At 69.1% G+C, this 22,505-nt stretch carries 26 protein-coding genes and 1 tRNA gene; 16 read left to right on the top strand and 11 right to left on the bottom strand.

What is annotated here, in order from left to right; all coding sequences use genetic code 11:
* Nucleotides 1-48: 48 nt before the first annotated feature.
* From BLR99_RS04715 to BLR99_RS04640, 16 genes are all read left to right on the top strand, one after another.
* Entirely contained in the window at nucleotides 49-1,050 is a 1,002-nt protein-coding gene (locus BLR99_RS04715; protein ID WP_011794788.1) for a Bug family tripartite tricarboxylate transporter substrate binding protein, read from the top strand.
* Nucleotides 1,051-1,100: 50 nt separating this feature from the next.
* Nucleotides 1,101-2,081: a Bug family tripartite tricarboxylate transporter substrate binding protein gene (locus BLR99_RS04710; protein WP_011794789.1), complete on the top strand. Its 981-nt coding sequence runs from the start codon at nucleotides 1,101-1,103 to the stop codon at nucleotides 2,079-2,081.
* A gap of 226 nt (nucleotides 2,082-2,307) precedes the next feature.
* Nucleotides 2,308-3,261 carry a MurR/RpiR family transcriptional regulator gene (locus BLR99_RS04705; RefSeq protein ID WP_011794790.1) on the top strand — a complete coding sequence of 318 codons (954 nt, stop codon included), beginning with the start codon at nucleotides 2,308-2,310 and terminating at the stop codon, nucleotides 3,259-3,261.
* A 110-nt stretch (nucleotides 3,262-3,371) separates the two neighbouring features.
* Entirely contained in the window at nucleotides 3,372-4,364 is a 993-nt protein-coding gene (locus BLR99_RS04700; protein WP_011794791.1) for an isoaspartyl peptidase/L-asparaginase family protein, read from the top strand.
* A 53-nt stretch (nucleotides 4,365-4,417) separates the two neighbouring features.
* On the top strand, nucleotides 4,418-6,313 hold the full coding sequence (locus BLR99_RS04695) for a dipeptide ABC transporter ATP-binding protein (protein WP_017438580.1): 1,896 nt from the start codon (nucleotides 4,418-4,420) through the stop codon (nucleotides 6,311-6,313).
* Between the two features lie 48 nt (nucleotides 6,314-6,361).
* Nucleotides 6,362-7,912: a glutathione ABC transporter substrate-binding protein GsiB gene (gsiB, locus tag BLR99_RS04690; protein ID WP_011794793.1), complete on the top strand. Its 1,551-nt coding sequence runs from the start codon at nucleotides 6,362-6,364 to the stop codon at nucleotides 7,910-7,912.
* Between the two features lie 96 nt (nucleotides 7,913-8,008).
* Entirely contained in the window at nucleotides 8,009-8,929 is a 921-nt protein-coding gene (gsiC, locus tag BLR99_RS04685; protein WP_011794794.1) for a glutathione ABC transporter permease GsiC, read from the top strand.
* 40 nt (nucleotides 8,930-8,969) lie between these two features.
* Nucleotides 8,970-9,905, top strand: coding sequence for a glutathione ABC transporter permease GsiD (gene gsiD, locus BLR99_RS04680; protein ID WP_011794795.1), 936 nt, complete (start codon nucleotides 8,970-8,972; stop codon nucleotides 9,903-9,905).
* The gene (locus BLR99_RS04675; protein ID WP_011794796.1) at nucleotides 9,902-10,966 is read left to right on the top strand and encodes a P1 family peptidase; all 1,065 of its coding nucleotides are present in this window, start codon (nucleotides 9,902-9,904) and stop codon (nucleotides 10,964-10,966) included. Before gsiD ends, BLR99_RS04675 begins: the two co-directional genes overlap by 4 nt.
* Nucleotides 10,967-11,026: 60 nt before the next feature.
* Nucleotides 11,027-11,845 (top strand): M55 family metallopeptidase, encoded by an 819-nt coding sequence (locus BLR99_RS04670; protein WP_011794797.1) that lies wholly within the window; start codon nucleotides 11,027-11,029, stop codon nucleotides 11,843-11,845.
* Nucleotides 11,846-12,129: 284 nt separating this feature from the next.
* On the top strand, nucleotides 12,130-12,894 hold the full coding sequence (locus BLR99_RS04665; protein ID WP_082082005.1) for an aspartate/glutamate racemase family protein: 765 nt from the start codon (nucleotides 12,130-12,132) through the stop codon (nucleotides 12,892-12,894).
* A 73-nt stretch (nucleotides 12,895-12,967) separates the two neighbouring features.
* Nucleotides 12,968-14,980: an excinuclease ABC subunit UvrC gene (gene uvrC / locus BLR99_RS04660; protein ID WP_011794799.1), complete on the top strand. Its 2,013-nt coding sequence runs from the start codon at nucleotides 12,968-12,970 to the stop codon at nucleotides 14,978-14,980.
* Nucleotides 14,981-15,017: 37 nt separating this feature from the next.
* A complete protein-coding gene (gene pgsA, locus BLR99_RS04655; protein ID WP_011794800.1) occupies nucleotides 15,018-15,587 on the top strand; it encodes a CDP-diacylglycerol--glycerol-3-phosphate 3-phosphatidyltransferase in 570 nt (189 codons plus the stop codon).
* A 308-nt stretch (nucleotides 15,588-15,895) separates the two neighbouring features.
* A complete protein-coding gene (locus tag BLR99_RS04650) occupies nucleotides 15,896-16,168 on the top strand; it encodes an HU family DNA-binding protein (protein ID WP_011794801.1) in 273 nt (90 codons plus the stop codon).
* Between the two features lie 18 nt (nucleotides 16,169-16,186).
* Nucleotides 16,187-16,262: transfer RNA gene (locus tag BLR99_RS04645), tRNA-Val, on the top strand.
* 177 nt (nucleotides 16,263-16,439) lie between these two features.
* Complete coding sequence (locus BLR99_RS04640) at nucleotides 16,440-17,558, top strand: site-specific integrase (protein ID WP_011794802.1); 1,119 nt, start codon at nucleotides 16,440-16,442, stop codon at nucleotides 17,556-17,558.
* Here BLR99_RS04640 and BLR99_RS04635 read toward each other — a convergent pair.
* The 11 genes from BLR99_RS04635 to BLR99_RS23010 form a co-directional block, all read right to left on the bottom strand.
* Nucleotides 17,479-17,766, bottom strand: a complete 288-nt coding sequence (locus BLR99_RS04635; RefSeq protein WP_074686899.1) for a helix-turn-helix domain-containing protein — start codon at nucleotides 17,764-17,766, stop codon at nucleotides 17,479-17,481. The two genes, BLR99_RS04640 and BLR99_RS04635, sit on opposite strands and share 80 nt — an antisense overlap.
* Nucleotides 17,763-18,245 (bottom strand): hypothetical protein, encoded by a 483-nt coding sequence (locus BLR99_RS04630; protein WP_011794803.1) that lies wholly within the window; start codon nucleotides 18,243-18,245, stop codon nucleotides 17,763-17,765. Before BLR99_RS04630 ends, BLR99_RS04635 begins: the two co-directional genes overlap by 4 nt.
* Nucleotides 18,242-18,640, bottom strand: a complete 399-nt coding sequence (locus tag BLR99_RS04625; protein WP_011794804.1) for a hypothetical protein — start codon at nucleotides 18,638-18,640, stop codon at nucleotides 18,242-18,244. Before BLR99_RS04625 ends, BLR99_RS04630 begins: the two co-directional genes overlap by 4 nt.
* Entirely contained in the window at nucleotides 18,637-19,431 is a 795-nt protein-coding gene (locus BLR99_RS23245; protein ID WP_011794805.1) for an HD domain-containing protein, read from the bottom strand. Before BLR99_RS23245 ends, BLR99_RS04625 begins: the two co-directional genes overlap by 4 nt.
* Entirely contained in the window at nucleotides 19,428-19,649 is a 222-nt protein-coding gene (locus BLR99_RS04615) for a hypothetical protein (protein WP_011794806.1), read from the bottom strand. Before BLR99_RS04615 ends, BLR99_RS23245 begins: the two co-directional genes overlap by 4 nt.
* Nucleotides 19,646-20,623: a phage Gp37/Gp68 family protein gene (locus tag BLR99_RS04610; RefSeq protein WP_011794807.1), complete on the bottom strand. Its 978-nt coding sequence runs from the start codon at nucleotides 20,621-20,623 to the stop codon at nucleotides 19,646-19,648. Before BLR99_RS04610 ends, BLR99_RS04615 begins: the two co-directional genes overlap by 4 nt.
* 61 nt (nucleotides 20,624-20,684) lie before the next feature.
* Nucleotides 20,685-20,879 (bottom strand): hypothetical protein, encoded by a 195-nt coding sequence (locus tag BLR99_RS04605; RefSeq protein ID WP_011794808.1) that lies wholly within the window; start codon nucleotides 20,877-20,879, stop codon nucleotides 20,685-20,687.
* Nucleotides 20,876-21,292, bottom strand: coding sequence for a Lar family restriction alleviation protein (locus BLR99_RS04600; RefSeq protein WP_011794809.1), 417 nt, complete (start codon nucleotides 21,290-21,292; stop codon nucleotides 20,876-20,878). The genes BLR99_RS04605 and BLR99_RS04600 overlap by 4 nt, the downstream gene beginning before the upstream one ends.
* A complete protein-coding gene (locus BLR99_RS04595) occupies nucleotides 21,289-21,471 on the bottom strand; it encodes a hypothetical protein (protein ID WP_011794810.1) in 183 nt (60 codons plus the stop codon). Before BLR99_RS04595 ends, BLR99_RS04600 begins: the two co-directional genes overlap by 4 nt.
* Nucleotides 21,468-21,686, bottom strand: coding sequence for a hypothetical protein (locus BLR99_RS04590; protein WP_011794811.1), 219 nt, complete (start codon nucleotides 21,684-21,686; stop codon nucleotides 21,468-21,470). Before BLR99_RS04590 ends, BLR99_RS04595 begins: the two co-directional genes overlap by 4 nt.
* The coding region (locus BLR99_RS23010) for a hypothetical protein (protein WP_211481575.1) at nucleotides 21,683-22,505 on the bottom strand (823 nt) is incomplete at its 5' end. The genes BLR99_RS23010 and BLR99_RS04590, both read right to left, overlap by 4 nt.

Here is a 22,505-nt window from a genome sequence, read left to right as displayed (position 1 = left end):
CCCGGGCAGAACCACGACCACCACGATAACCACGACAGGAGACACACCATGCACACGCCGACCATCCCCGGAGCCGGCCTGCCGCGCCGCCGCGCGCTGCAGGCCCTGGCCGCAGGGCTCTGCGCGCCCGCCGCGCTCGTCCGGGCCGAGGACCGCTATCCCTCCAGGCCCGTCACGCTGGTCGTGCCGCAGGCCGCCGGCGGCGCCAACGACGCGATCGCCCGGGTGATCGCGCAGCGCCTGTCCGAGCAGATGGGCCAGAGCGTGGTGGTGGACAACCGCCCCGGCGCGGGCGGCACGCTCGCCACCGCGGCCACGGCGCGCGCCAGGCACGACGGCTACACGCTCCTGCTCACGGCCGACAGCGCGCACGTGATCGGCCCGGCGCTCTACCGCAATCCCGGCTTCGATCCGGTGAAGGATTTCGAGCCCGTCGCGCCCGTGGCCACGGCGGGCTACGTGCTGGTCGCCCATCCGTCGTTCCCCGCGAACGACATCGCCGGCCTCATCGCGCTCGCCAAGGCCAAACCCGGGGAATACGCGATCGCCTCGGCGGGCAACGGCACGCTCAACCACCTGATCGGCGAGATGCTGCAGAAGGCGGCGGGCATCCGGCTGCAGCACGTGCCCTACAAGGGCTCGGCCGCCGCCGCGACGGACGTCGCGGGCGGGCAGGTACCGCTGTCGGTGCAGAGCCTGCCGTCCTGCATCGCGTTCATCAAGGCCGGCAAGCTCAAGGTGCTGGGCGTGGTCAACAGCCGCCCCGTGGCCGCGCTGCCCGGCGTGCCGACGATCGGCCAGACGCTGCCGGGCTTCGGCCAGTCGCCCTGGTACGCGCTGTTCGCGCCGGCCGGCACGCCCGCGCCCATCGTCGCGCGGCTGCAGGCCGAAGTGGCCCGCGCGCTCGAGCAGAAGGACGTGGTGGACAAGCTCGCCGGCGTGGGCTGCGAGCCGTTCAAGGGCACGTCCGCGCAGCTCGGCGCGCTGGTGCAGGCCGAGCTGCCGCAATGGGCGCGCGTGGTGAAGGAAACCGGCGCCACCGTGGATTGACGGGCGCGGCGCCACGCAACGAAACACATAACAACCCCGGAGACATCGACATGCGACATTCCCTTCCTCGCCGGCTCGCGCTGGCTGCCCTGGCCGCCTGCGCGGCCCTGCCGCTGGCCGCGGCGGCGCAGGGCAACTACCCCTCCAGGCCGGTCACCCTCGTCGTGCCCACCGCGGCCGGCGGCACCACCGACCTGTCGGCACGCATGCTGGCGCAGGCGCTGGGGCCGGTGCTGGGCCAGTCGGTGGTGGTGGACAACAAGGGCGGCGGCAACGGCAACATCGCGGCCGGTGCCGTGAAGCGCGCGGAGCCGGACGGCTACACGCTGCTCATGCAGTATTCGGGCTACCACGTCATCTCGCCGCTGCTCACGGCGCAGAAGACCTGGGAGATGGGCGACTTCCAGCCCGTGGCGAACGTGCTCTCCGCGCCGCAGATCATCGTGGTGCGCGATGGGCTTCCCGTGAAGACGCTGGGCGAATTGATCGCCCATGCGAAGGCGAACCCCGGCAAGCTCAACTACGCCTCATCGGGCAATGGCTCGCTGCAGCACGTGACGGGCGCCATGCTGGAGCAGCAGGGCGGCGTGAAGATGGTGCACGTGCCCTACAAGGGCACCGGCCCGGCGCTGCAGGACCTGCTGGGCGGGCAGGTGGACCTGACCTTCGGCACGGCCCCGCCGTTCATGCCGCACATCCAGTCCGGCAAGCTGCGCGTGCTGGCCGTCACGGGCAGGGAGCGGCTTCCCAGCCTGCCGAACGTGCCCACCACGGCGGAGGCCGGCTATCCGAAGGTGGATGCCACGTCGTGGTTCGCGTTGTTTGCGCCCGCGGCCACGCCCCCCGCGGTGGTGGACAAACTGGTGGCCGACGTGCGCACGGTGGTGCAGAGCCCCGCGTTCCAGCAGAAGGCGCAGGAGCAGGGCGCCACGGCGGATTACCAGGGGCCGCAGCAACTGGGCGCGCGCGTGAAATCCGATCTGGCCAATTGGGCACAGGTGGTCAAGGCTGCGAACATCCAGGCGGATTAACGGCCTGCCAGCGTGATTTAAGGGTTTTCCCCATTGCGGCGGCGTGCCGCATTTCAGGGCCTCCATGCACCGCATGGGGGCTTTTTTCATGCTGCGCCGCACCATGCGGGTGCGCTTGCGAAATCGCTTTGAATGATTGATTTTTTTCTTTAATATGACGTCGTTGTAAATTTTTTCTCAACGCTTTCCGGACGCATTTCCGGCTTCCGCACCGCATTTCCTGCCCATGTCCGACCTTCCAGAGACCGCCAGCGAGGCCGTGTCGATCGCGATCCGCATCGGCCGCGCGCGCCCCACGCTGACGCGCTCGCACCAGCAGATGGCGGACTACGTGCTGGCGCATCCGCTGCAGGCGGCCACCATGCCGATCGATGAACTGGCGTCGGCGGTGGGGGTGTCCATCGCCACGGCGAACCGCTTCGCGCGGGCCGTGGGCCTGGACGGCTATCCGATGCTGCGGGCCGAGCTGGTGAAGGGCTTCGAGGCCATGCTGGCGCCCATCGAGAAGATGCGCATCAAGCTGGAAAAACCCACGTCCGTGCGCGACGTCTTCGCCGCCGCGCTGGAAGAGAGCCAGCGCAATATCGCCGCCACGCGCGAGGCGCTGGACCCGGCCGCCTGCGAGGCGGCGGTGCAGGCGCTGCTGGGCGCGCGCCGCATCTACCTGGCGGGCTTCGGCGCGAGCGGCTGGCTGGCCGGCCTGCTGCAGCGCGGGCTGGACGCGCATTGCGACAACGTGCACCTGCTCGCCGGCGTGGGCGGCTCGTCCTACGGCGCGCGCATGCTGCCGCGCATGGGCGAGGGCGATGTGCTCGTCGCCATCAGCTACCCGCGCTACCTTACCGATACCGTGGTGCTGGCGCAGGGCGCCTTCGAGCGCGGCGTGCATGTGCTGGCGCTCACCGACGGCCCGCAGTCGCCGCTGGTGCCGTTCGCGCACGGCTGCCTGTTCGCCCAGACCGAGAACCAGTACGCGGCCAACTCCGAATCGTCGGCGCTGGCCCTCATCGAGGCGCTGACCAGCGCGGTCGCCCACCAGTCGCGGGAGTCGCTGAAGACGGCCGCCCGCATGACGGAGGCAGTCCTGCCGTGGCTGCACGACAGCGCCCGCAGCCGGCTCGCGCCGCGATCGGCCGAGTCCGGACCGCGGCGGGCGGAGGCGCGGGGCGCGGGGCGCTGACCGCCCTGCGCCAACGCACCGCCTCCAGCCGCTTCGCCCGTACCGTCCGCTTCGTTCCGTTCCGTTCCCGTCCGCACGCTTTCCTTTCGCCGCTTCCGCCGACCGCCCGCATGACCGCCTTCGCCGCATCCCCGTCCGCCGTCCGCCCCGTGCCCGTAATCGCCATCCATGGCGGCGCGGGCACGCTGAACCGCGCGCACATCAGCCCCGCCCAGGAGCAGGCCTACCATGCCGCGCTGCAGGACGTGCTGCGCGCGGGCCAGGCCGTGCTGGCGCGGGGCGGCAGCGCGGTGGATGCCGTCTGCGAAGCCGTGCGCCTGCTGGAGGAGTGCCCGCTGTTCAACGCCGGCCATGGCGCGGTGTTCACGGCCGACGCCACGCACGAACTGGACGCGGCGGTGATGGACGGCGCGAACCTGGCGGCCGGCGCGGTGGCGGGCGTGGCCCACGTGCGCAACCCGGTGCTGGCGGCCCGCGCGGTGATGCGACACGGCCAGCACGTGCTCATGGCCGGCGAGGGCGCAGAGCGCATCGCACGCGACGCGGGCCTGGAGATGGTGGAGCCGTCGCATTTCTCGACCGATGCGCGCCGCGCGCAGCTGGAGGCCGCGCGCGCCAGCCAGCGCGGCGCCGTGCTGGACCACGACGGCGCCGCGGCGCTGGCGGGCCGCGCGCTCGACGAAGACCGCAAGATGGGCACGGTGGGTGCCGTGGCGCTGGACGCGCACGGGCACCTCGCCGCCGCCACCTCCACGGGCGGCATGACCAACAAGCGCCCCGGCCGCGTGGGCGACAGCCCGCTGATCGGCGCGGGCACCTATGCCGACGACCGCACGGCGGCCGTCTCCTGCACCGGGCACGGCGAGAGCTTCATCCGCGTGGCGGCCGCGCACGACGTCTGCGCGCGCATGGCATACGGCGGCCAGGACCTCGCGCAGGCCGCCGATGCCGTGGTGCACGGCGCCCTGGCCGCCATCGGCGGCACCGGCGGCCTGATCGCCGTGGACCGCCTGGGCAACGTGCGCCTGCCGTTCAATACCGAGGGCATGTACCGCGGATCCGCCCGCGTGGGCGAAGCGCCCGAGACCTCCATCTACCGCTGAGGGCGCAGCGCCCCGTTCCTCCGCCCCACGACCGACCTTTCTTTCCGCCCGCCATGAAACCCAACGCCTCGACCGCCTCCACGACCCTCGCCCTGCCCGAGCAGCGCGTGCTGGCCGTGGACGACCTCACCATCCGCTTCGCCAATTCCGAGCGCACGGTGGATGCCGTGCGCAACCTCTCCTTTCATGTGGACCGCGGCGAGACCCTGGCCATCGTGGGCGAATCGGGTTCGGGCAAGTCCGTCACCTCGCTGGCGCTCATGCGGCTCGTGGAGCACGGCGGCGGCAGGATCATCGGCGGTTCGGTGGCGCTGCGCCGCCGCAATGGCCAGGTGCTGGACGTGGCCCGTGCGAGCAACGCCGTGATGCGCGACGTGCGCGGCGCCGACGTGGCCATGATCTTCCAGGAGCCGATGACCTCGCTCAACCCGGTGTTCACCGCGGGCGACCAGATCGCAGAATCCATCCGCGTGCACCAGGGCAAGGACCGCGCCGCCGCGCGCGCCGAGGCGCTGCGCATGCTGGAACTGGTGCGCATTCCCGAGGCGCGCAACGTGCTGGACCGCTTCCCCCACCAGCTCTCGGGCGGCATGCGCCAGCGCGTGATGATCGCCATGGCGCTGTCGTGCAAGCCGCAGCTGCTGATCGCCGACGAGCCCACCACGGCGCTGGACGTGACCATCCAGGCGCAGATCCTGCAGCTCATCCGGCAACTGCAGGACGAGATGCACATGGGCGTGATCTTCATCACCCACGACATGGGCGTGGTGGCCGAGGTGGCCGACCGCGTGCTGGTGATGTACCGCGGCGACAAGGTGGAGGAGGGCCCGTCGGAACGCGTCTTCGCCGCACCGCGGCATGCCTACACCCGCGCGCTGCTGTCGGCCGTGCCCAAGCTGGGTGCCATGCAGGGCACCGATCTGCCGCGCCACTTCGACCTGATCGGCGCCGACGGCGCGCAGGATACGCAGCCGGTGCTGGAATCCACACCCGCCGACACCCGTCCCGCAGGCGCACAGCCCATCCTGCGCGTGAAGGATCTGGTGACGCGCTTCGACCTGCGCGCAGGCCTGTTCAACCGCGTGAAGCGCCGCGTGCATGCGGTGGAGCGCGTGAGCTTCGATCTCTATCCCGGCGAGACGCTGGCGCTGGTGGGCGAGTCCGGCTGCGGCAAGTCCACCACCGGCCGCTCGCTGCTGCGCCTGGTGGAAAGCCAGAGCGGCGCCATCGAATTCGGTGGCCGTAATATCCTCGATCTGCCGACGTCCGAAGTGCAGGCCCTGCGCCGCGACATCCAGTTCATCTTCCAGGACCCGTTCGCCTCGCTCGACCCGCGCCTCACCGTGGGCTTCTCGATCATGGAGCCGCTGCTGGTGCACAGGATCGGCACCCGCGAGGAGGCGCAGGCCCGGGTGGACTGGCTCATGGAAAAAGTGGGCCTGCCGCGCGAGCATGCGCAGCGCTACCCGCACGAGTTCTCCGGCGGCCAGCGCCAGCGCATCGCGATCGCGCGCGCCCTGGCGCTCAACCCCAAGGTGGTGGTGGCCGACGAGTCCGTCTCGGCGCTCGACGTCTCCATCCAGGCGCAGATCGTCAACCTGATGCTGGACCTGCAGCGCGAGCTGGGCGTGGCTTTCCTCTTCATCTCGCACGACATGGCGGTGGTGGAGCGCATCAGCCACCGCGTGGCGGTGATGTTCCTCGGCCAGATCGTGGAGATCGGCCCGCGCCGCGCGATCTTCGAGAACCCGCAGCACGCCTACACGAAGAAGCTCATGGCCGCCGTGCCCATCGCCGATCCGGCGCGCCGCCACCTCAAGCGCGCGCTGCTGGACGGCGACATTCCCAGCCCCATCCGCGCCATCGGCGACGAGCCCGCGGTGCAGCCGCTGGTGGAGGTGGGCCCGGGCCATTTCGTGGCGCGCCACGCCATCGCCAACCTGTACTGATCCCGCCTTTCCTTCCTGCCTTCGTTCCTTCCCCAACCGGAGTCCACCATGAAGAAGACCCCCGCTTCCCGCCGCGTCGCCGCCAGCCTGCTGGCGCTGGCCGCCCTGTCCGGCACCGGCTCGGCGCTCGCCGCCGGCAATGCCGTGCTGGCCATCTACCAGCAGCCCGAGACGCTGGACCCCTACAACACGAACACGACCATCACCACGGCCGTCACCAAGAGCTTCTACGAAGGCCTGTTCGCGTTCGACAAGGACATGAAGCTCAAGAACGTGCTGGCCGAGAGCTATGAGGTTTCCAAGGACGGCCTGGTCTATACCTTCAAGCTGCGTTCGGGCGTGAAGTTCCACGACGGCACCGACTTCAACGCCGCCGCGGCCAAGGCCAACCTGGACCGCGTGATGGACCCGGCCAACCGCCTGCTGCGCGCCAACCAGTTCAACCGGGTGGCCAAGGTCGAGGCCGTGAATCCGCAGACCCTGCGCATCACGCTCAAGGAGCCCTTCGGCCCCTTCATCAACGCGCTGGGCCATGCCTCGGCCGCGATGATCTCGCCCGCGGCGCTCGCCAAGTGGGGCAGCAAGGACATCGCCTTCCACCCCGTGGGCACCGGCCCGTTCGAGTTCGTCGAGTGGAAGCAGACCGAAGCCATCGTGGGCAAGAAGTTCGCCAACTACTGGAAGAAGGGCTATCCCAAGGTGGACCAGGTGACCTGGAAGCCCGTCACCGAGAACAACACCCGCGCCGCCATGCTGCAGACGGGCGAGGCCGACTTCGCCTTCACGCTGCCCTATGAGCAGATCGCCACGCTGAAGAAGAGCGACAAGGTGGAAGTGGTGACCGCGCCCTCCATCATCCAGCGCTTCCTGACGTTCAACATGCTGCAGAAGCCCTTCGACAACCCGAAGGTGCGCGAGGCCATCGGCTACGCCATCAACAAGGAGGCGCTGTCCAAGGTGGCCTTCAACGGCTACGCCTTCCCGGCCCAGGGCTTCGTGCCCCAGGGCGTGGAATACGCCGTGAAGATGCAGCCGATTCCCTACAACGTGGCCAAGGCCAGGGAACTGCTGAAGGAAGCCGGCTACCCCAACGGTTTCGAGACCGTGCTGTGGAGCGGCTACAACAACACCACCAGCCAGAAGGTGATCCAGTTCCTGCAGCAGCAGCTGCAGCAGGTGGGCATCAAGGTGTCGGTGGAGGCGCTGGAGCCCGGCAAGCGCGCCGAAACAGTCGATGCCTGGCCCGATCCCAAGACCTCCAAGCTGCGCCTGTACTACATCGGCTGGTCGTCCTCCACCGGCGAGGCCGACTGGGCGCTGCGTCCGCTGTTCTCCACCGAATCGTGGGCGCCCAAGCTCGCGAACTACGCCTTCTACAGCAACCAGGTGGTGGATGACGCCATCGCCAAGGCGCTGTTGAGCACCGACAGCTCCGAGCGTGCCGCGCTCTACAAGACCGCGCAGGAGCAGCTCGCCAAGGACCTGCCGCGCATTCCGCTGGTCACCGAGGAAGTGCTCTACGCCCACGCCAAGCGCCTCTCGGGCGTGTACGTGATGCCCGACGGCAACATCAACAGCGAAGAAATCTCGCTGAAGTAAGCCCGGTGCACGGCCCCCGCAGACAGCGGGGGCCCTTTTTCCCGTTTCCCGCTCCGCTCCCGTTTTCCCCCTCGCTGCACACCGCGGCGCCGCATCATGCTGAACTATTTCCTCAAACGACTGCTGGGGCTGCTTCCCGCGCTGCTGATCGTGGCGGTACTGGTGTTCCTGTTCGTCCACATGCTGCCGGGCGATCCCGCCCGCCTGGCCGCGGGCGTGGACGCCGACGAGGCCACCGTGCAGGTCGTTCGCCAGGAACTGGGCCTGGACAGGCCCCTGCCCGAGCAGTTCGTGCACTTCTTCTCGCGCATGGTGCAAGGGGATTTCGGCACGTCCATCCGCACCCGCCGCCCGGTGGCCGCCGAGATCGGCGAGCGCTTCATGCCCACGCTGCTGCTCACCATCGCCGCCATGGCGTGGTCCGTGGTGATCGGCATGGGCATCGGCATCCTGTCGGCCGTGTACCGCAACCGCTGGCCCGACCGGCTCGGCATGACGCTCGCGGTCTCCGGCATTTCCTTTCCCGCGTTCGCGCTCGGCATGACGCTGATGCAGGTCTTCTCGGTGGAGCTCGGCTGGCTGCCCACCGTGGGCGCCGACAGCTGGAAGCACTACATCCTGCCCTCCATCACGCTGGGTGCCGCGGTGGCCGCCGTGATGGCCCGCTTCACGCGCGCCTCCTTCGTCGAGGTGGTGCAGGAGGACTTCGTGCGCACCGCGCGCGCCAAGGGCCTCAACGAGCGCACCGTGGTGCTCAAGCACTGCCTGCGCAACGCGCTCATCCCGGTCGTCACCATGATGGGCCTGCAGTTCGGCTTCCTGCTGGGCGGATCCATCGTCGTGGAGGCGGTCTTCAACTGGCCCGGCCTCGGCCGCCTGCTGGTGGACGCCGTGACCATGCGCGACTACCCCGTCATCCAGACGCTGGTGCTGCTTTTCTCGCTGGAGTTCATCCTCATCAACCTGGTGGTGGACATGCTCTACGGCTTCATCAACCCGACCATCCGCTACAAGTGAAGCGCACGGACCGGACCCTCTCCACCGACGAAGACACGGTATGACCACGCCCTCCATTCCCACCCCGCCCGACGCCGCCCAGATCGCCGCGGCCTCGGTGGCCCCCGCCGCCGGCGCCTCCAAGGTGCGCACCCCCTGGCGCGAGTTCTGGCGCAAGTTCAAGAAGCAGCACGTCGCGGTGGCCGCGCTGGTGTTCGTCGTGCTGCTCGTCGCCGTGGCCGTGCTGGCTCCGGCCATCGTGCCCTTCGACGCGGAGAACTTCTTCGACTACGACCGGATCAACGACGGCCCCTCGGCCATGCACTGGTTCGGCGTCGATCCGCTGGGCCGCGACATCTTCAGCCGCATCCTGATGGGCGCGCGCATCTCGCTGGCCGCGGGCTTCCTCTCGGTGGCGATCGGCTGCCTGATCGGCACCACGCTGGGCCTGCTGGCCGGCTACTACGAAGGCTGGTGGGATCGCATCGTGATGCGCATCTCCGACGTGCTGTTCGCCTTCCCCGGCATCCTGCTGGCGCTGGGCGTGGTCGCCATCCTGGGCAGCAGCATGACCAACGTGGTGGTGGCCGTGGCGGTGTTCAGCGTGCCGGCCTTCGCGCGGCTGGTGCGCGGCAACACGCTGGTGCTCAAGCAGATGACCTACATCGAGTCCGCGCGCAGCATCGGCGCCTCGGACTGGACCATCATCGTGCGGCACATCCTGCCGGGCACCATCTCCTCCATCGTCGTGTACTTCACGATGCGCGTGGGCACCTCCATCATCACGGCCGCCAGCCTGTCCTTCCTCGGCATGGGCGCGCAGCCGCCGACGCCGGAGTGGGGCGCCATGCTCAACGAAGCGCGTGCCGACATGGTGAACGCGCCGCACGTCGCGCTGTTCCCCAGCCTCGCCATCTTCCTGACGGTGCTGGCCTTCAACCTGCTGGGCGACGGCCTGCGCGACGCGCTGGACCCCAAGATCGACCGGCAGACATGAGCGCGCGCGACCCCGCCGCCACGGCGCCGCCGCGCATCGGCCTGCTGGACGCGGGCCCCCTGGATGCGATCACCGACGTGGCCGGCGTCACCGTCGGCCATGCCACGCTGGACGACGGCCCGGTGCAGACCGGCGTGACGGTGATCCATCCGCACGCGCAGGACCCGTACCGCCACAAGGTGCCGGCGGGTGCCGCGGTCATCAACGGCTTCGGCAAGAGCGTGGGCCTGGTGCAGCTGGAAGAGCTGGGCCAGCTCGAGACGCCGATCGCGCTCACCAACACCTTCTCCGTCGGCGCGCTGGCGCAGGCGCAGATCCGCGACTGCGTGCGCGCCAACCCCGAGACCGGGCGCGCCCTGCCCACGGTCAATCCGCTGGTGCTGGAGTGCAACGACGGCTACCTGAACGACATCCAGCGCATGTCCCTCGGCGAGGACCACTACCGCGCCGCCTGCGGGGCGGCCCGGGCGCAGGTGCCCCAGGGTGCCGTGGGCGCGGGCCGCGGCATGTCGAGCTTCCAGCTCAAGGGGGGCATCGGCACCGCGTCGCGCCGCGTTCCGCTGGCTGGTGGCCATTGCACCGTGGGCGCGCTGGTGCTCGCCAACTACGGCCTGCTGCCGAACCTCGTCTGGGGCGGCGCGCCGATCGGTGCGTCCCTGGCCGCCCGGCTCGCGGCCGAGGCGCGCACCGCCGCGGCCGGGCCCGAGAAGGGCTCGATCATCATGGTGCTGGCCACCGACGCTCCGCTGGACGCCCGCCAACTGCGCCGCCTGGCCTGGCGGGCCGCCGCGGGTCTCGCGCGCACGGGTTCGGTCTATGGCCACGGCAGCGGCGACATCGCCCTGGCGTTCTCCACCGCCTACACCCTGCCGCACCTGCCGCAGGAGCCCATGCCGGCCGTGGCGATGGTGCACGAGGGCCTGCTCGACGGCCTGTTCCAGGCCGCGGCCGACAGCGTGGAGCAGGCCATCGTCCATGCGCTCTGGCATGCGGAGCCCGTCACCGGCAGGGACGGGCACCACCGCGGCACGCTGCGGGACCTCCTCTCCCGGTCCGGCTGACTCCCCACGTCGCCGTCCTCCCACGCCCAACCCTTCCTTTTTCGCCCAGTGCAGCGTTCCATGAAAATCCTCATCTCCGTCGATATCGAAGGCGTGGCTGGTGTCTACCACCCCGAACAGGTGCGCGCCGGCAATCCGGAATACGAGCGCGCCCGGCGCCTCATGGCCGCCGAGGCGAATGCCGCCATCGCCGGGGCGTTCGACGGTGGCGCCGCCGAGGTGTTCGTCAACGATTCGCACGGGGGCTTCCGCAACATGCCGCCGGACCTGCTCGATCCGCGCGCCCAGGCCATCCAGGGCAAGCCGCGCTACCTGAGCATGGTGGCCGGCGTGGAGCTCGGCATGGATGGCGTGTGCTTCATCGGCTACCACGCGAAATCGCGGGCCCACGGCATCCTGGCCCACACCATCAACAGCTTCGCGTTCGCCCGCATCGCGCTCAACGGGCGGGAGCTGGGCGAGGCCGGCATCTACGGCGCCCTCGCCGGGGCCTACGGGGCGCCGGTCATCGCCGCTTCCGGCGACGATGCCTTCATCGCGGAGACGCGCGAGCTGTTCCCGCACGCGCAGTTCGTGCAGACCAAGCGCGCCACGGGCGCCAACAGCGGCATCAGCCTGTCGCCCGAGCGTGCCTGCGCGGCCATCCGCGAAGGCGTGTCCCGGGCCATGACCGCGGCCGGACAGGCCCGGCCTTTCCGCATCGACGGTCCGGTCACGGTCGATCTGGAGGCGCAGTCGGTGGCGCTGGCCGACCTGTTCTGCCAGTGGCCCGCGCTGGAGCGCACGGCGCCCGACGCGCTGCGGTTCACCGCGCCCGATACCGAGTCGGCGGTGCGGATGGTCAATGGCCTCTCTGCCATGTCCAGTATGTTGAGGTAGGCACTGAGAACACCCCCCTGAGCGGCTGCGCCGCTTCCATGCAACCGCCAGAGGCGGCAGCCCTTCGGGCACGTCCGAGCCTGCGCAGGCAGGCTCGGAGCCGCGGCCCTCAGCCCCTTTCTCGCCGTGCCGGGCACGGCGGGCAGGGGGACGACGCCGGTGGCCCGGCGGAGCCGGTTCCACGGCGTCTGCTGGCTTGGCCTGCTCCGCGGCCTTCTGAAGGGTGAGGCCGTGTCGTTGTCAAAATCTGCGCACAATCCCGTCGATCACCGGACTGAAGAAAAATGACTGCAACTGCAAACCCGTCCGCGGCCGTCGTGTCCGCGATGACCGTCGGCATCGTGGCCGGCATGGGCCCTGCCGCGGGCGTGGATTTCGCGCGGCTGTTCGTGCGTGCGTCGGAACAATGGCTGCGCGACCATGGCCAGGCCGTGCGCGATCAGGCGTTCCCCGAGCACTGGATCGCCCAGGTGCCGGTGGCGGACCGCACGCAGGCACTGCGCGATCCGGCGGCGCCACAGCCGCTCGAGGGGCTGGTGTCGGCGCTGGAGCGCCTGGCGGCGGTGGGCGCGCGTGCCGCGGCCATGTCGTGCAACACGGCGCATGCCTGGCACGCGGCGCTGCAGGAGCGCGTGCCCGGCGTGGAACTGCTGCACATCGCGCGGGACACCGCCGCGGAACTGCAGCGCCGCGGGATCCGCCGCGCGGCGCTGCTGGCCACGCAGGGCACCTACGGCATGGGCCTGTACGACGAAGCCTTCGCCACGCACGGCGTGGAATGCGTGCTGCCCTCTGCCAAGGCGAAGGAGTTGCTGATGGCGGGCATCTACGATGGCGTGAAGGCCGGCGACATGGCCCTGGCGCGCCGCCGGTTCGCCGAGGCGGGGCAGGCGGTGCGCGCGCAGCACGGCGACGTTCCGCTCGTCATGGCCTGCACGGAGATCCCGCTGGCGCTGCCCGATGCGCCCGAGGCCGCCGGCTGGACGCTGGTGGATCCGTCCGAGATCCTCGCGGCCGCGCTGGTGCGCCGCGCGTACGGCGGCCGCTGACAAGGCCCGGGCGGGCGGGGGCCTTCGCAGCCCTCCGGCCGGCGCGGCCGTGCGCGCCGGCCACAATACGCCCATGTCCGACGTGCACTCCGATGAACTGCTCGCGCAGGTGGCCTCGCTGCCACCGCTGCCGGGCGTGTACCGCTACTTCGATGCCCAGGGCGGGCTGCTCTACGTGGGCAAGGCCCGCAACCTGAAAAAGCGCGTCTCCAGCTATTTCACCAAGACCCATGGCGGCACGCGCATCGGCCACATGGTGGGCAAGATCGCCCGGCTGGAGACCACCGTGGTGCGCTCCGAGGCCGAGGCGCTGCTGCTGGAAAACAACCTCATCAAGTCGCTGAACCCGCGCTACAACATCCTGTTCCGCGACGACAAGAGCTATCCCTACCTGAAGATCACGGGCGTGGCCGCGCGCGACGGCACCGGCGAGCAGCCCGGCCAGCGGTTTCCGCGGGTGGCCTACTACCGCGGCGCCGTGGACAAGCGGCACCGGTACTTCGGCCCCTATCCCGGTGCCTGGGCGGTGAAGGAAACCATCCTGCTGCTGCAGAAGGTGTTCCGGCTGCGCACCTGCGAGGACACCGTCTTCGCCAACCGCACGCGGCCCTGCCTGCTCTACCAGATCAAGCGCTGCTCCGGCCCGTGCGTGGACCTCATCTCTCCCGAGGCCTATGCGCTGGACGTGCGCAACGCCGACGCCATGCTGCGCGGCGAGACCAGGGAACTGCTGGAAGCGCTGGAGGCGCGCATGATGGCGCACTCCGAACGGCTGGAGTTCGAGCAGGCGGCGGACATCCGCAACCAGATCACGGCGCTGTCGCGCGTGCTGCACCAGCAGGCCATCGAGACGGTTTCCGACAAGGACGTGGACATCCTGGCCGTGAAGGTGCTGGGGGGGCGCGCCTGCGTCAACCTCGCCATGGTGCGCGGCGGCCGCCACCTGGGCGACCGGCCGTACTTTCCCGTCCACGTGGAAGACGCGGCCGCGGTGTACCAGCTGGAAGAGTGGGGCGACGGGGGCGACGGCCCCGATGGCGCGGCCGAAGCGGCAGGCGCGGCGGAGGCGCCCCCCGCCGCACCCCGTGCCCCGCAGCGCTCGCTCGAAGTGCAGGTGCTGGAGGCCTTCATCGCCCAGCACTACATCGGCGTGCCCGTGCCGCCCGTGCTCGTCACCAGCGAGCCGGTGGACCGCGCGTTGCTGGAGGCGCTCTCGCAGCAGGCCGGCATCCGCGTGGGCGCGGTGCACCAGCCGCGCGAGCAGCGCCGCGCCTGGCTGGAGATGGCGCAGAAGAATGCCGACATCCAGCTCGCGCGGCTGCTCTCCGAAGAGGGCTCCCAGCAGGCCCGCACGCGCGCATTGGCCGAGGCGCTGGACCTGCCCATGGACGACCTGGAGTCGCTCACCATCGAGTGCTTCGACATTTCCCACACGGCGGGCGAGGCTACGCAGGCGTCGTGCGTGGTCTTCCACCACCACCGCATGCAGAGCAGCGAGTACCGCCGCTACAAGATCGAGGGCATCACCGGCGGTGACGATTACGCCGCCATGCGGCAGGTGCTCACGCGGCGCTACAGCAAGGTCGCGGAGGCGCAGCGCGAGGCCGGCGGCGCCGAGCCGGCACCCGGGCAGGCGCGCCTGCCGGACCTCGTTCTGATCGACGGCGGCAAGGGGCAGGTCAGCATGGCGCGCGAAGTGTTCACCGAGCTGGGCCTGGAGCTGTCCCGCATCGTCGGCGTGGAGAAAGGCGAGGGCCGCAAGGTCGGGCTGGAGGAACTCGTCTTCGCCGACGGCCGCGAGAAGATCTACCTCGGCCGCGACTCCGCCGCGCTCATGCTGGTGGCCCAGATCCGCGACGAGGCCCACCGCTTCGCCATCACCGGCATGCGCGCCGCGCGCGCCAGGGTGCGCGTGGGCGGCGGGCAGCTGGAGGAGATCCCCGGCGTGGGCCCCAAGAAGCGCGCGCGCCTGCTGCAGCGCTTCGGCGGGGTGCGGGGCGTGGCGGCGGCCAGCGTGGAGGATCTGGCCACGGTGGACGGCATCTCGCTGGAGCTCGCGCAGGAGATATACCGGGCGCTGCGCTGAGCCGGCGGCGGCCATGGTGGCATGACACAATCGACCCATGTTCCTGACCATTCCCACCATCATGACCTGGACGCGCATCGTCGCGATACCCTTGATCGTGGGCGTGTTCTACGCGCCGCTGGAGCCGGCCACGCGCAACCTCATCGCCACGGTGATGTTCGTGGTGTTCGCCGCCACCGACTGGCTCGACGGCTACCTGGCGCGCAAGCTGAACCAGACCTCCTCCTTCGGCGCCTTCCTCGATCCGGTCGCCGACAAATTCCTCGTCTGCGCGTCGCTGCTCGTGCTGGTGCACCTGCAGCGCGCCGACGTGTTCGTTGCGCTCATCATCATCGGCCGGGAGATCGCGATCTCCGCCCTGCGCGAATGGATGGCGCAGATCGGGGCCTCGCGCAGCGTGGCGGTGCACATGCTGGGCAAGGTGAAGACCACGGTGCAGATGGTCGCCATCCCGTTCCTGCTCTACGACGGGCGCGTCGCCGGCACCATCGACACGGGCGTCTGGGGCACGTGGCTGATCTGGCTGGCCGCGGTGCTCACCGTGTGGTCCATGGTCTATTACCTGCAGAAGGCTTTGCCGGAGATCCGCGCGCGCGTCAAGCGGTGAGCGGCGCGGCCCTGCCGCATGTCAATGGGTGCTTGCGATAGCGCGCGCGACGCCCGTTGCGCAAACCCCGCGCATCGCCTGGCGCCTCTGGAATTGCCGCTAAAATCCACAGCTTCCGCCGTCGCAAAACGGCCCGTTGTATTGACACCCGGAAAGTCGATGGCTTTAATCTGGCACAGCGGCATCTGCCCCATGCCAGCCCCTTCCACGCCCCGTGCCCAACCCCGCCCGCAGCGGCCGTTCCGGCGCGTGTGAAGGCCAGATTCGCGCCAGACATTTCCTCCACACCCTTTCCCGAGAGGCTTCTTGTGAACAAGTCCGAACTGATTGAGCAAATTGCGACCAACGCCGACATCTCCAAGGCAGCCGCTGCGCGCGCGCTGGAGTCCATGATCGAGTCGGTCAAGAAGACCCTGAAGAAGGGCGGCACGGTGTCTCTGGTCGGTTTCGGTACGTTCGCGGTGGGCAAGCGCGCTGCGCGCACGGGCCGCAATCCCCGTACGGGCGATACGATTAAGATCAAGGCTGCTAAAGTTCCGAAGTTCCGCCCCGGCAAGGCATTGAAGGATGCCCTCAACTGAGGCTCGAGGTTCAAGGTGGGGTGCTTAGCTCAGTTGGTAGAGCGGCGCCCTTACAAGGCGTAGGTCGGCGGTTCGACCCCGTCAGCACCCACCACTAAAAACCTAATGAAATCAAGGGTCTAGAGCAATCTAGACCCTTTTTCTTTGCCCGTTTTGCCACCTTCTAGGGACGCCAAAGGACGCCACTGCCACCCACAAAACGCCGCTTGCCGCCCGTGCTAACTCCGTGAACGGCGTAGAATCGCCGCCGCAACCAACGCTCAGGAGGGCCATGGCAGGCAAGAGAAAACGGGGCAACTCGTGGGAATACATCTTCAAGCGGGCCGGCGTGCTGGAGAAGCCGCTGTACCTGAGCTTCGATGATGAGGAGGAGGGAGACCGGTACGCGGCCAGGCTCGACGCCCTGCTGGAACGGGGAATCGTACCCACCGAGCTGCGCACGCCAGATCGGCCCATGACCATCCAGCAGCTGGTGGGGCTTTTCATCCGGGATGCGCACCCGTCGAAGAAGGACATCGGCGCCCTGAACACCATCGTGGCGTCCCGCGGCGGTGCCCCTCTCACGAAGATCGATTCCGGCTGGGTGGACGACTGGATCTCGGAAATGAAGCGGGTCGACAAGCTCGCGCCGGCTTCGATCCGGGCCAAGGTGGGGGCGCTCGCGCGGTGCTGCGACTGGGGCATGCGCAAGGGCTTCCTGGTCATGCCGGACCACCCGCTGCGCACGCTCCCCGAGGGCTACGCCCAGTACACCAAGGCGGACGAGGCGATCGCCGGCGTGAGGCGCGAGGACGTGGAGCGCGATCGACGGCTGGAGGAGGGCGAGTTCGAGCAGGCGCTTGCCGTGTTGGCCGGCGGGGTGCTGGCGCGCAAGCAGCGGCCGCTGGTGCTGGAGCACCCCCGGGCACTGCGCTGCCTGATGATCCTGGCCGTGGAATCGGCCATGCGACTGCGGGAAATGTTCACCCTGCACCTGGCCCAGCTGGACCTACCGCGGCGCACGGTGTTCTTGGACAAGACGAAAAATGGGGACAAGAGGCAGGTGCCGCTGTCGTCGGTCGCGCTGGCCGAGCTGCGGAGCTACCTGGATGATGTGCACGGGCCCTCCCCTGAGCCCGGCACGCGGTTGTTCCCCTGGTGGAATGGGGAAGCGAATGATCTGGACGCGACGAGCGACTACCTGAGCAAGCTGTTCATCGACATCTTTTCCCAGGCCGGTGCCCAGGGGCTGAAATTCCATGATCTGCGGCACGAGGCCACGAGCCGGCTGTTCGAGCGCACGCAGCTCTCGGACACGCAGATCATGAAAATCACCGGGCACAAGAGCCAGCGGATGCTGATGCGCTACGCGAACCTCCGCGCTTCCGACCTGTCGAAGGCGCTCTGGTAGGTTGGCGGCTCAGGCGTTCGGCGGTCTGCTCGATGACGATCTTCTCGGCGTAGGCGAGCACGTCGCGCGTGAGGAGCAGGTAGGCCCGGCCGGCCTTGCCCGCCGGCAGATCGCCCCGGCGGATCAGCTTCTCCACCGAGTGCGGGTGCATCTTCAGCGTGTCGGCCGTTTCCTGCAGGTCCATGGTGGGCTTGATGGGGCTGTTCATGCGGGACTCGCTTTCTGCGCCCAGCCGGCGCGCATTGCTGTCAGGTGGGTGGCCGCCGAGTGCTCGACCTGGGCCGCGACGGCGGCGCGCGCCTCGCGCTCCAGCCGTGGGAGGAAATCCGACCGGTGCTTGTGCAGCAGCGCCAAGCCGGCTACCAGGTCGGGATGGAGCGAAAGGCAGTCGTCGGCCGGGTCCAGGATCGCGTTGTGGTCCCAGCAGATGACATGGCACATGCCGTTGATCACCCGTCCGTAGAAGTTCGGCGCCCGCCGCAGCAGCTTGGCCAGGTGGTTGTACAGCGCCTGCAGGTGCTCGCGGTTGTCGCAGTCGAACTCTTCGTCTGCGGCGAGTGTGGCGCGAAGATCGTCAGGGCCATCCGTCGCCCACGGGCCTCCCCATCGTGAGTCGATCGCGGAGAGCACCCAGTGAAGTTCGTCGGCTGCATCGATGTCGCGGGCGGAAGGGCGGGCCATCTTCATGCTGCACCTCCTTCCGTCCGTCCGTAGTAGCGCTCGACCTCCCGGACCAGCTCCAGCGCATCCAGATTGCACACGCTGTAGGACCGGTCCCAGGAGACGTACCTGATGATCTCCAGGGCCTTCGCACTGGGCATTTGCAGGCCCGCGGCGAGCGCCTTCGCACATGCCTGGCGATCTGCCGGGGGCTGGGGCGTTCGTTGGGCGGGCAGGGTGCCCGATGGAGGCAGCAGCCGTCCGTCCCAGTCGCCGCCCGGGTGCGGAAGCGTGCTGCCGTTGCCGCCGGGGCCGCCCCATTTCCATCCCTTGGGGGTCTTGCACCAGTATCCGCCGCCAATGGATGGCGCCTTGGTGCCCATGGGGGCGTCCTGCGGGGTGATATGGCTTTCCATATTCATGCGGGTGTCCGTTCTGCGCCAGTGGCGGGCGCGTTGGTCATTTGGCGAGCCCGTGTTTCGGCGGGCTCCGGCGTCAGGTACACGAGCCCTCGGGCCAGGCGCATGAAGTCGTATGGGGTGCCCTTCCAGATCCGCTCGGTGACCCATCCGTCTTCGCCTGGTGCTGGGGTGTAATGCTTCGTGTCCTTCGCGGGGGCAATGATCTCGGCCCCGTGCGCACCGCGCGCCGCCAGCAGCTCCCGGTGCCGGGCAAGGTAGAGCTGCCGCGCCGAATTGGGGCCCATGGGCTGCAGCCCGAAACTTGGGGTCGGCTCGATGCCGTCCAGCGATGGCCACCGGCCGCCGTCGATGTGCATCAGGTCACGCTGCTCCGTGCGTAGCGCCACGAGGTCCGCGTGCTTGACCTCTGCGGGCGTGGCCGCAGGCAGTCCGAATTGCGCCAGGATGGCGGCCTCCACGCGGCGCTCCAGCGCCTTGTACTCGGGCATGAGGCGTTTCAGGGGGCTGGACATGTCGCCCATGACCGCCTCCACGTCGTCGTGGTGCAGTGCGTGGAATGCGTGCTCTGGCGGCACCAGGTGGGAGACCAGGACAGCGTGCTGCGCGACCGAGTAGAAGCCGCGGCAGTGCCCGGTGAACCGGCAGAGGTGGGACAGCGCGTGAGCGATGTCCTCCACGCTGACGGGCGTGCTCTCCGGCTTGTCGAAACTGAAATACCGGCCGCTGGCCAGGAGGATGGTGGGCCCGACGGCTTGATCGCGGGCTTCGAGCTGGGCGAGTGTTTCGGTCATTGAGTATTTCCTTGTGGCGGGGGCTTGATGTCGAGCGCGCGAGGCCGCGAGAAGTACGCGGGCAGGTCGGCGGCGTTGTAGGTGTCCCAGAGCGCCTGGCCTTCCGGGCATCGGGTCTGGTTCTTGGGGCTCGCACCTGCGCTGATGCAGGTGCCGCAGCCGGCGTGGTGCAGCTGGTAGGCCTTGTCGGCCGCTTTCCAGTCGTCCTGGGGGCTCATGGCGTGGACGGCGGGAACCCGTCGTGCTGCTGGCCATCGAGCAGCCGGCCGGCGGCCTTTTTGCCCGCGCGCTGCATCCAGACGTGGTTGTCTCCCTCGGCAGACAAGTCGCTGCCGTTCTCGCCGAGGTCGGTGAGCCGGACGCGGGGCACGCCCTCGACCAGGGGATAGCCCATGCTCTCCGGGCCGCGCGGCACCCACTCGCCCCACTGCTTGAACAAGAAGGGAACGCCCGCCGCAGCGCACTGGTCGCGGACTGTGCGGGCCCAATCCGGATGCATGGGGCGTGCGCCCGGGCCACTCTCACCGCCGACGATCACCCAGTCGATGCGCCGCAGGCCGTCGAGGTGGTGCGTGTTACCGCTGGGGTGCTCGGCGCGGCGGCCCGTGTTTTCGGGCCAAGCGGCCAACCAGCGCAGCGATACGAGGGCCAGCAGCGGCTCGATGCTCAGGAACCGCACGCGTGCGGGCACGGCCAGCAGCTTCGGGATGTCGCGATCCACCTCCTTTTGCGTCACAACGGTGGCGCCAAGCCAGACGTTGTCCGGCCAGGGCCGCGCGGAATCCAGGTAAGCACCTGCGTACAGGTTTCGAGCGTTCCCTATCCGCTTGGTGAGCAGCAGCCAGTCCAGATGGGGAGTGGCTTCGATCAGGTCGAACAGGTCGCGGCGCCACTGCACCGGCACCGCGGTGTCGAACACGTCGGCCAAACTGGCACAGAACACGCGCTGCCGGCGTCCGTGCTTGGCGAAGAACTCTGCGGCGGCGGCATTCCAGGCCCGGGGCTTTGCCCAGTTGCTGGTGCTGGTGCGGCGCCGCGGCGCGTCCGGGCCCCAGTTGATGGCCGTGCCACCCGCGAACCGCGCATTGCGCGTCTCGGCGTAGCAGTGGTCGCAGCCCGGGCCCACCTTCTGGCAGCCTTCCCAGGGGTTGAATGTGTGATCGGTCCATTCGATCTTGCTGTTCTCGGACATACGGACTCCAGAAAAAGAAAACCCGCCGGGGTGGCGGGCTGGGTTGTGAGATGCGCCGGGGCTATCCCGGCGGCGCCGGCGCGTCGGCCCGGGCCGCGGCGCGCTGGTTGACCTGGCGCACGCAGTCCGCGCAGACGTGATGGGCCCTGAACGGGCGGGCTCCCTCGGCGGTCTTGTCCTTGTCGCAGACCATGCACCGGACCCGGGCCAGGTCGGCGAAGGTGAGGCGAGGGCGGCCCTTTGTGGGGCTCTTCATGATCTGCGCCAGGCGTGCGCGCGCATCGATTCCAGGGCGCGCTCCTGGCGGCGGATCTCCTGCTCGTGGTGTGCCCGGTCTGCCATGACGGCATCGAAGATGCGCGTCGCGACCTCCAACGGAGGCCCGTCGATCGTGAGGCCGGGGTGCAGCCCGGCCAGCAGTGCCAGAGCCTGCTCGTACTCTTCGACGGCCGGCGCCAGAGCGCGTCGGTTCCAGGCGGCGATGGCATCCGCCTTCGCCTGCTCCGGATTCTTTCGTATGGCCATCTGGTGCGCCCGTGCCGAGTACCCGCCGCAATAGCAGGCCATGGCGTAGAAGAACTCCGTGCCGTCTATGTTGTCGGGGCGCTCCACGATTGAAGGCTCGCCGCCGCAGAACGGGCACGGCGCCAGGGTGGTGTCGGTGCTCATTGGATGGGCTCCTGTTCCGCGCCGCAGAAGAGGCGCTGCATGTGGTCCATGGCGGCGCGGGCCTGGTCTTCCGACGTTAGCCCGGAGACGGTCATCTGCGCGAAGTAGGTGCCGTCTTTAGCCTCACCCCACACCAGCGAGACGACAGGCGTGAGGGCCTGTGGGGTTTCGGTGCTCATGCTTGTCCCTTCTGTCCCTTTGCAGCGCGGACCGCCACGGCGGATGCTGGCTCTGCGAAGGTCATGCTGATCGACACGGTGCCGGTGGGGTAGGCCACGCCGTTCGACCACATGAGCGCGCCAAACCGCTCTTCAATCATGTCGCGCACTTCTTCCCAGGTCATGCCGTCGATGCGGATGTTCAGCATGGCCGGTGTCTTTTCCATGATGTTCATGCTGCACCGCCTTCCTGCCGCGCGCGGGCGGCGACCATGGCATTGACGCTAGCAATCCAGTTCAGCACGGGGGCCATGGCGCCATCTGCGTCCTCGGTGTGCGGGCACTGGTAATGCCCTTGCTCCAAGAGCCAGTTGTCGAACGCATGGATGATGTTGAAGTTGTGTTCTGCCGCGTCCTCTGCCTGCGCGAGCGCCTCGTCAGCCGCCACGCCGATAGCCACGCACTTGTCTGCCACAGCGGTGAGCCCATCGTTGGAGCCGCGAAGCTTGTGGGTCACGTCGCGCAACCTTTCGGCGAAATTGCCGGGGCCGTGGTCCGGCGGCTCCGCCTCCGTTGGCACTGGCACCCCAGCCCTGTGCGATGAGCCATTCCAGCCCTGCGCGATGAGCCATGCCAACAATTCCTCAAGGGCTCCAAAGCACATCTCTGCGTCGGAGCCATCCCCATCTTGGAAGCCCCCGAACTGGGACGTTGCGATGTCCCGAGCTTTCATGGTGGGCGGCATTGGCATCTTGCCGAGGTTGACGTGCTCGCCGCTTGCACGAACGCCCACCACGTCCACGGTGTCCGCATCCGTTGGCGCTGCCCCTGCGGCGGGCGCCGGAGTTGCGTGCCATGCATCGCCCGGCTTGTGCTTGAAGTCGCCAGGATCGGCGCCATTGCACAGTGCGACGCGGTAGCACTGCAGCCAGTTCCGCTCGGCGAACTCGGCGCGCTGCTGCCAGCCCACGGCAGTACGCTGCAGCTGATCGTGCTCGGCGGCGGTGGGTGCGGCGGGCGCCTGGGGCGCTGCTGCAGCCTCTTGCAGCGCCACG

This window comes from Paracidovorax citrulli (genome assembly GCF_900100305.1).
Lineage (GTDB): Bacteria > Pseudomonadota > Gammaproteobacteria > Burkholderiales > Burkholderiaceae_C > Paracidovorax > Paracidovorax citrulli.
The sequence above is the reverse complement of the archived record's forward strand: the minus strand, read 5'-3'. Positions and strand labels throughout refer to the sequence as shown.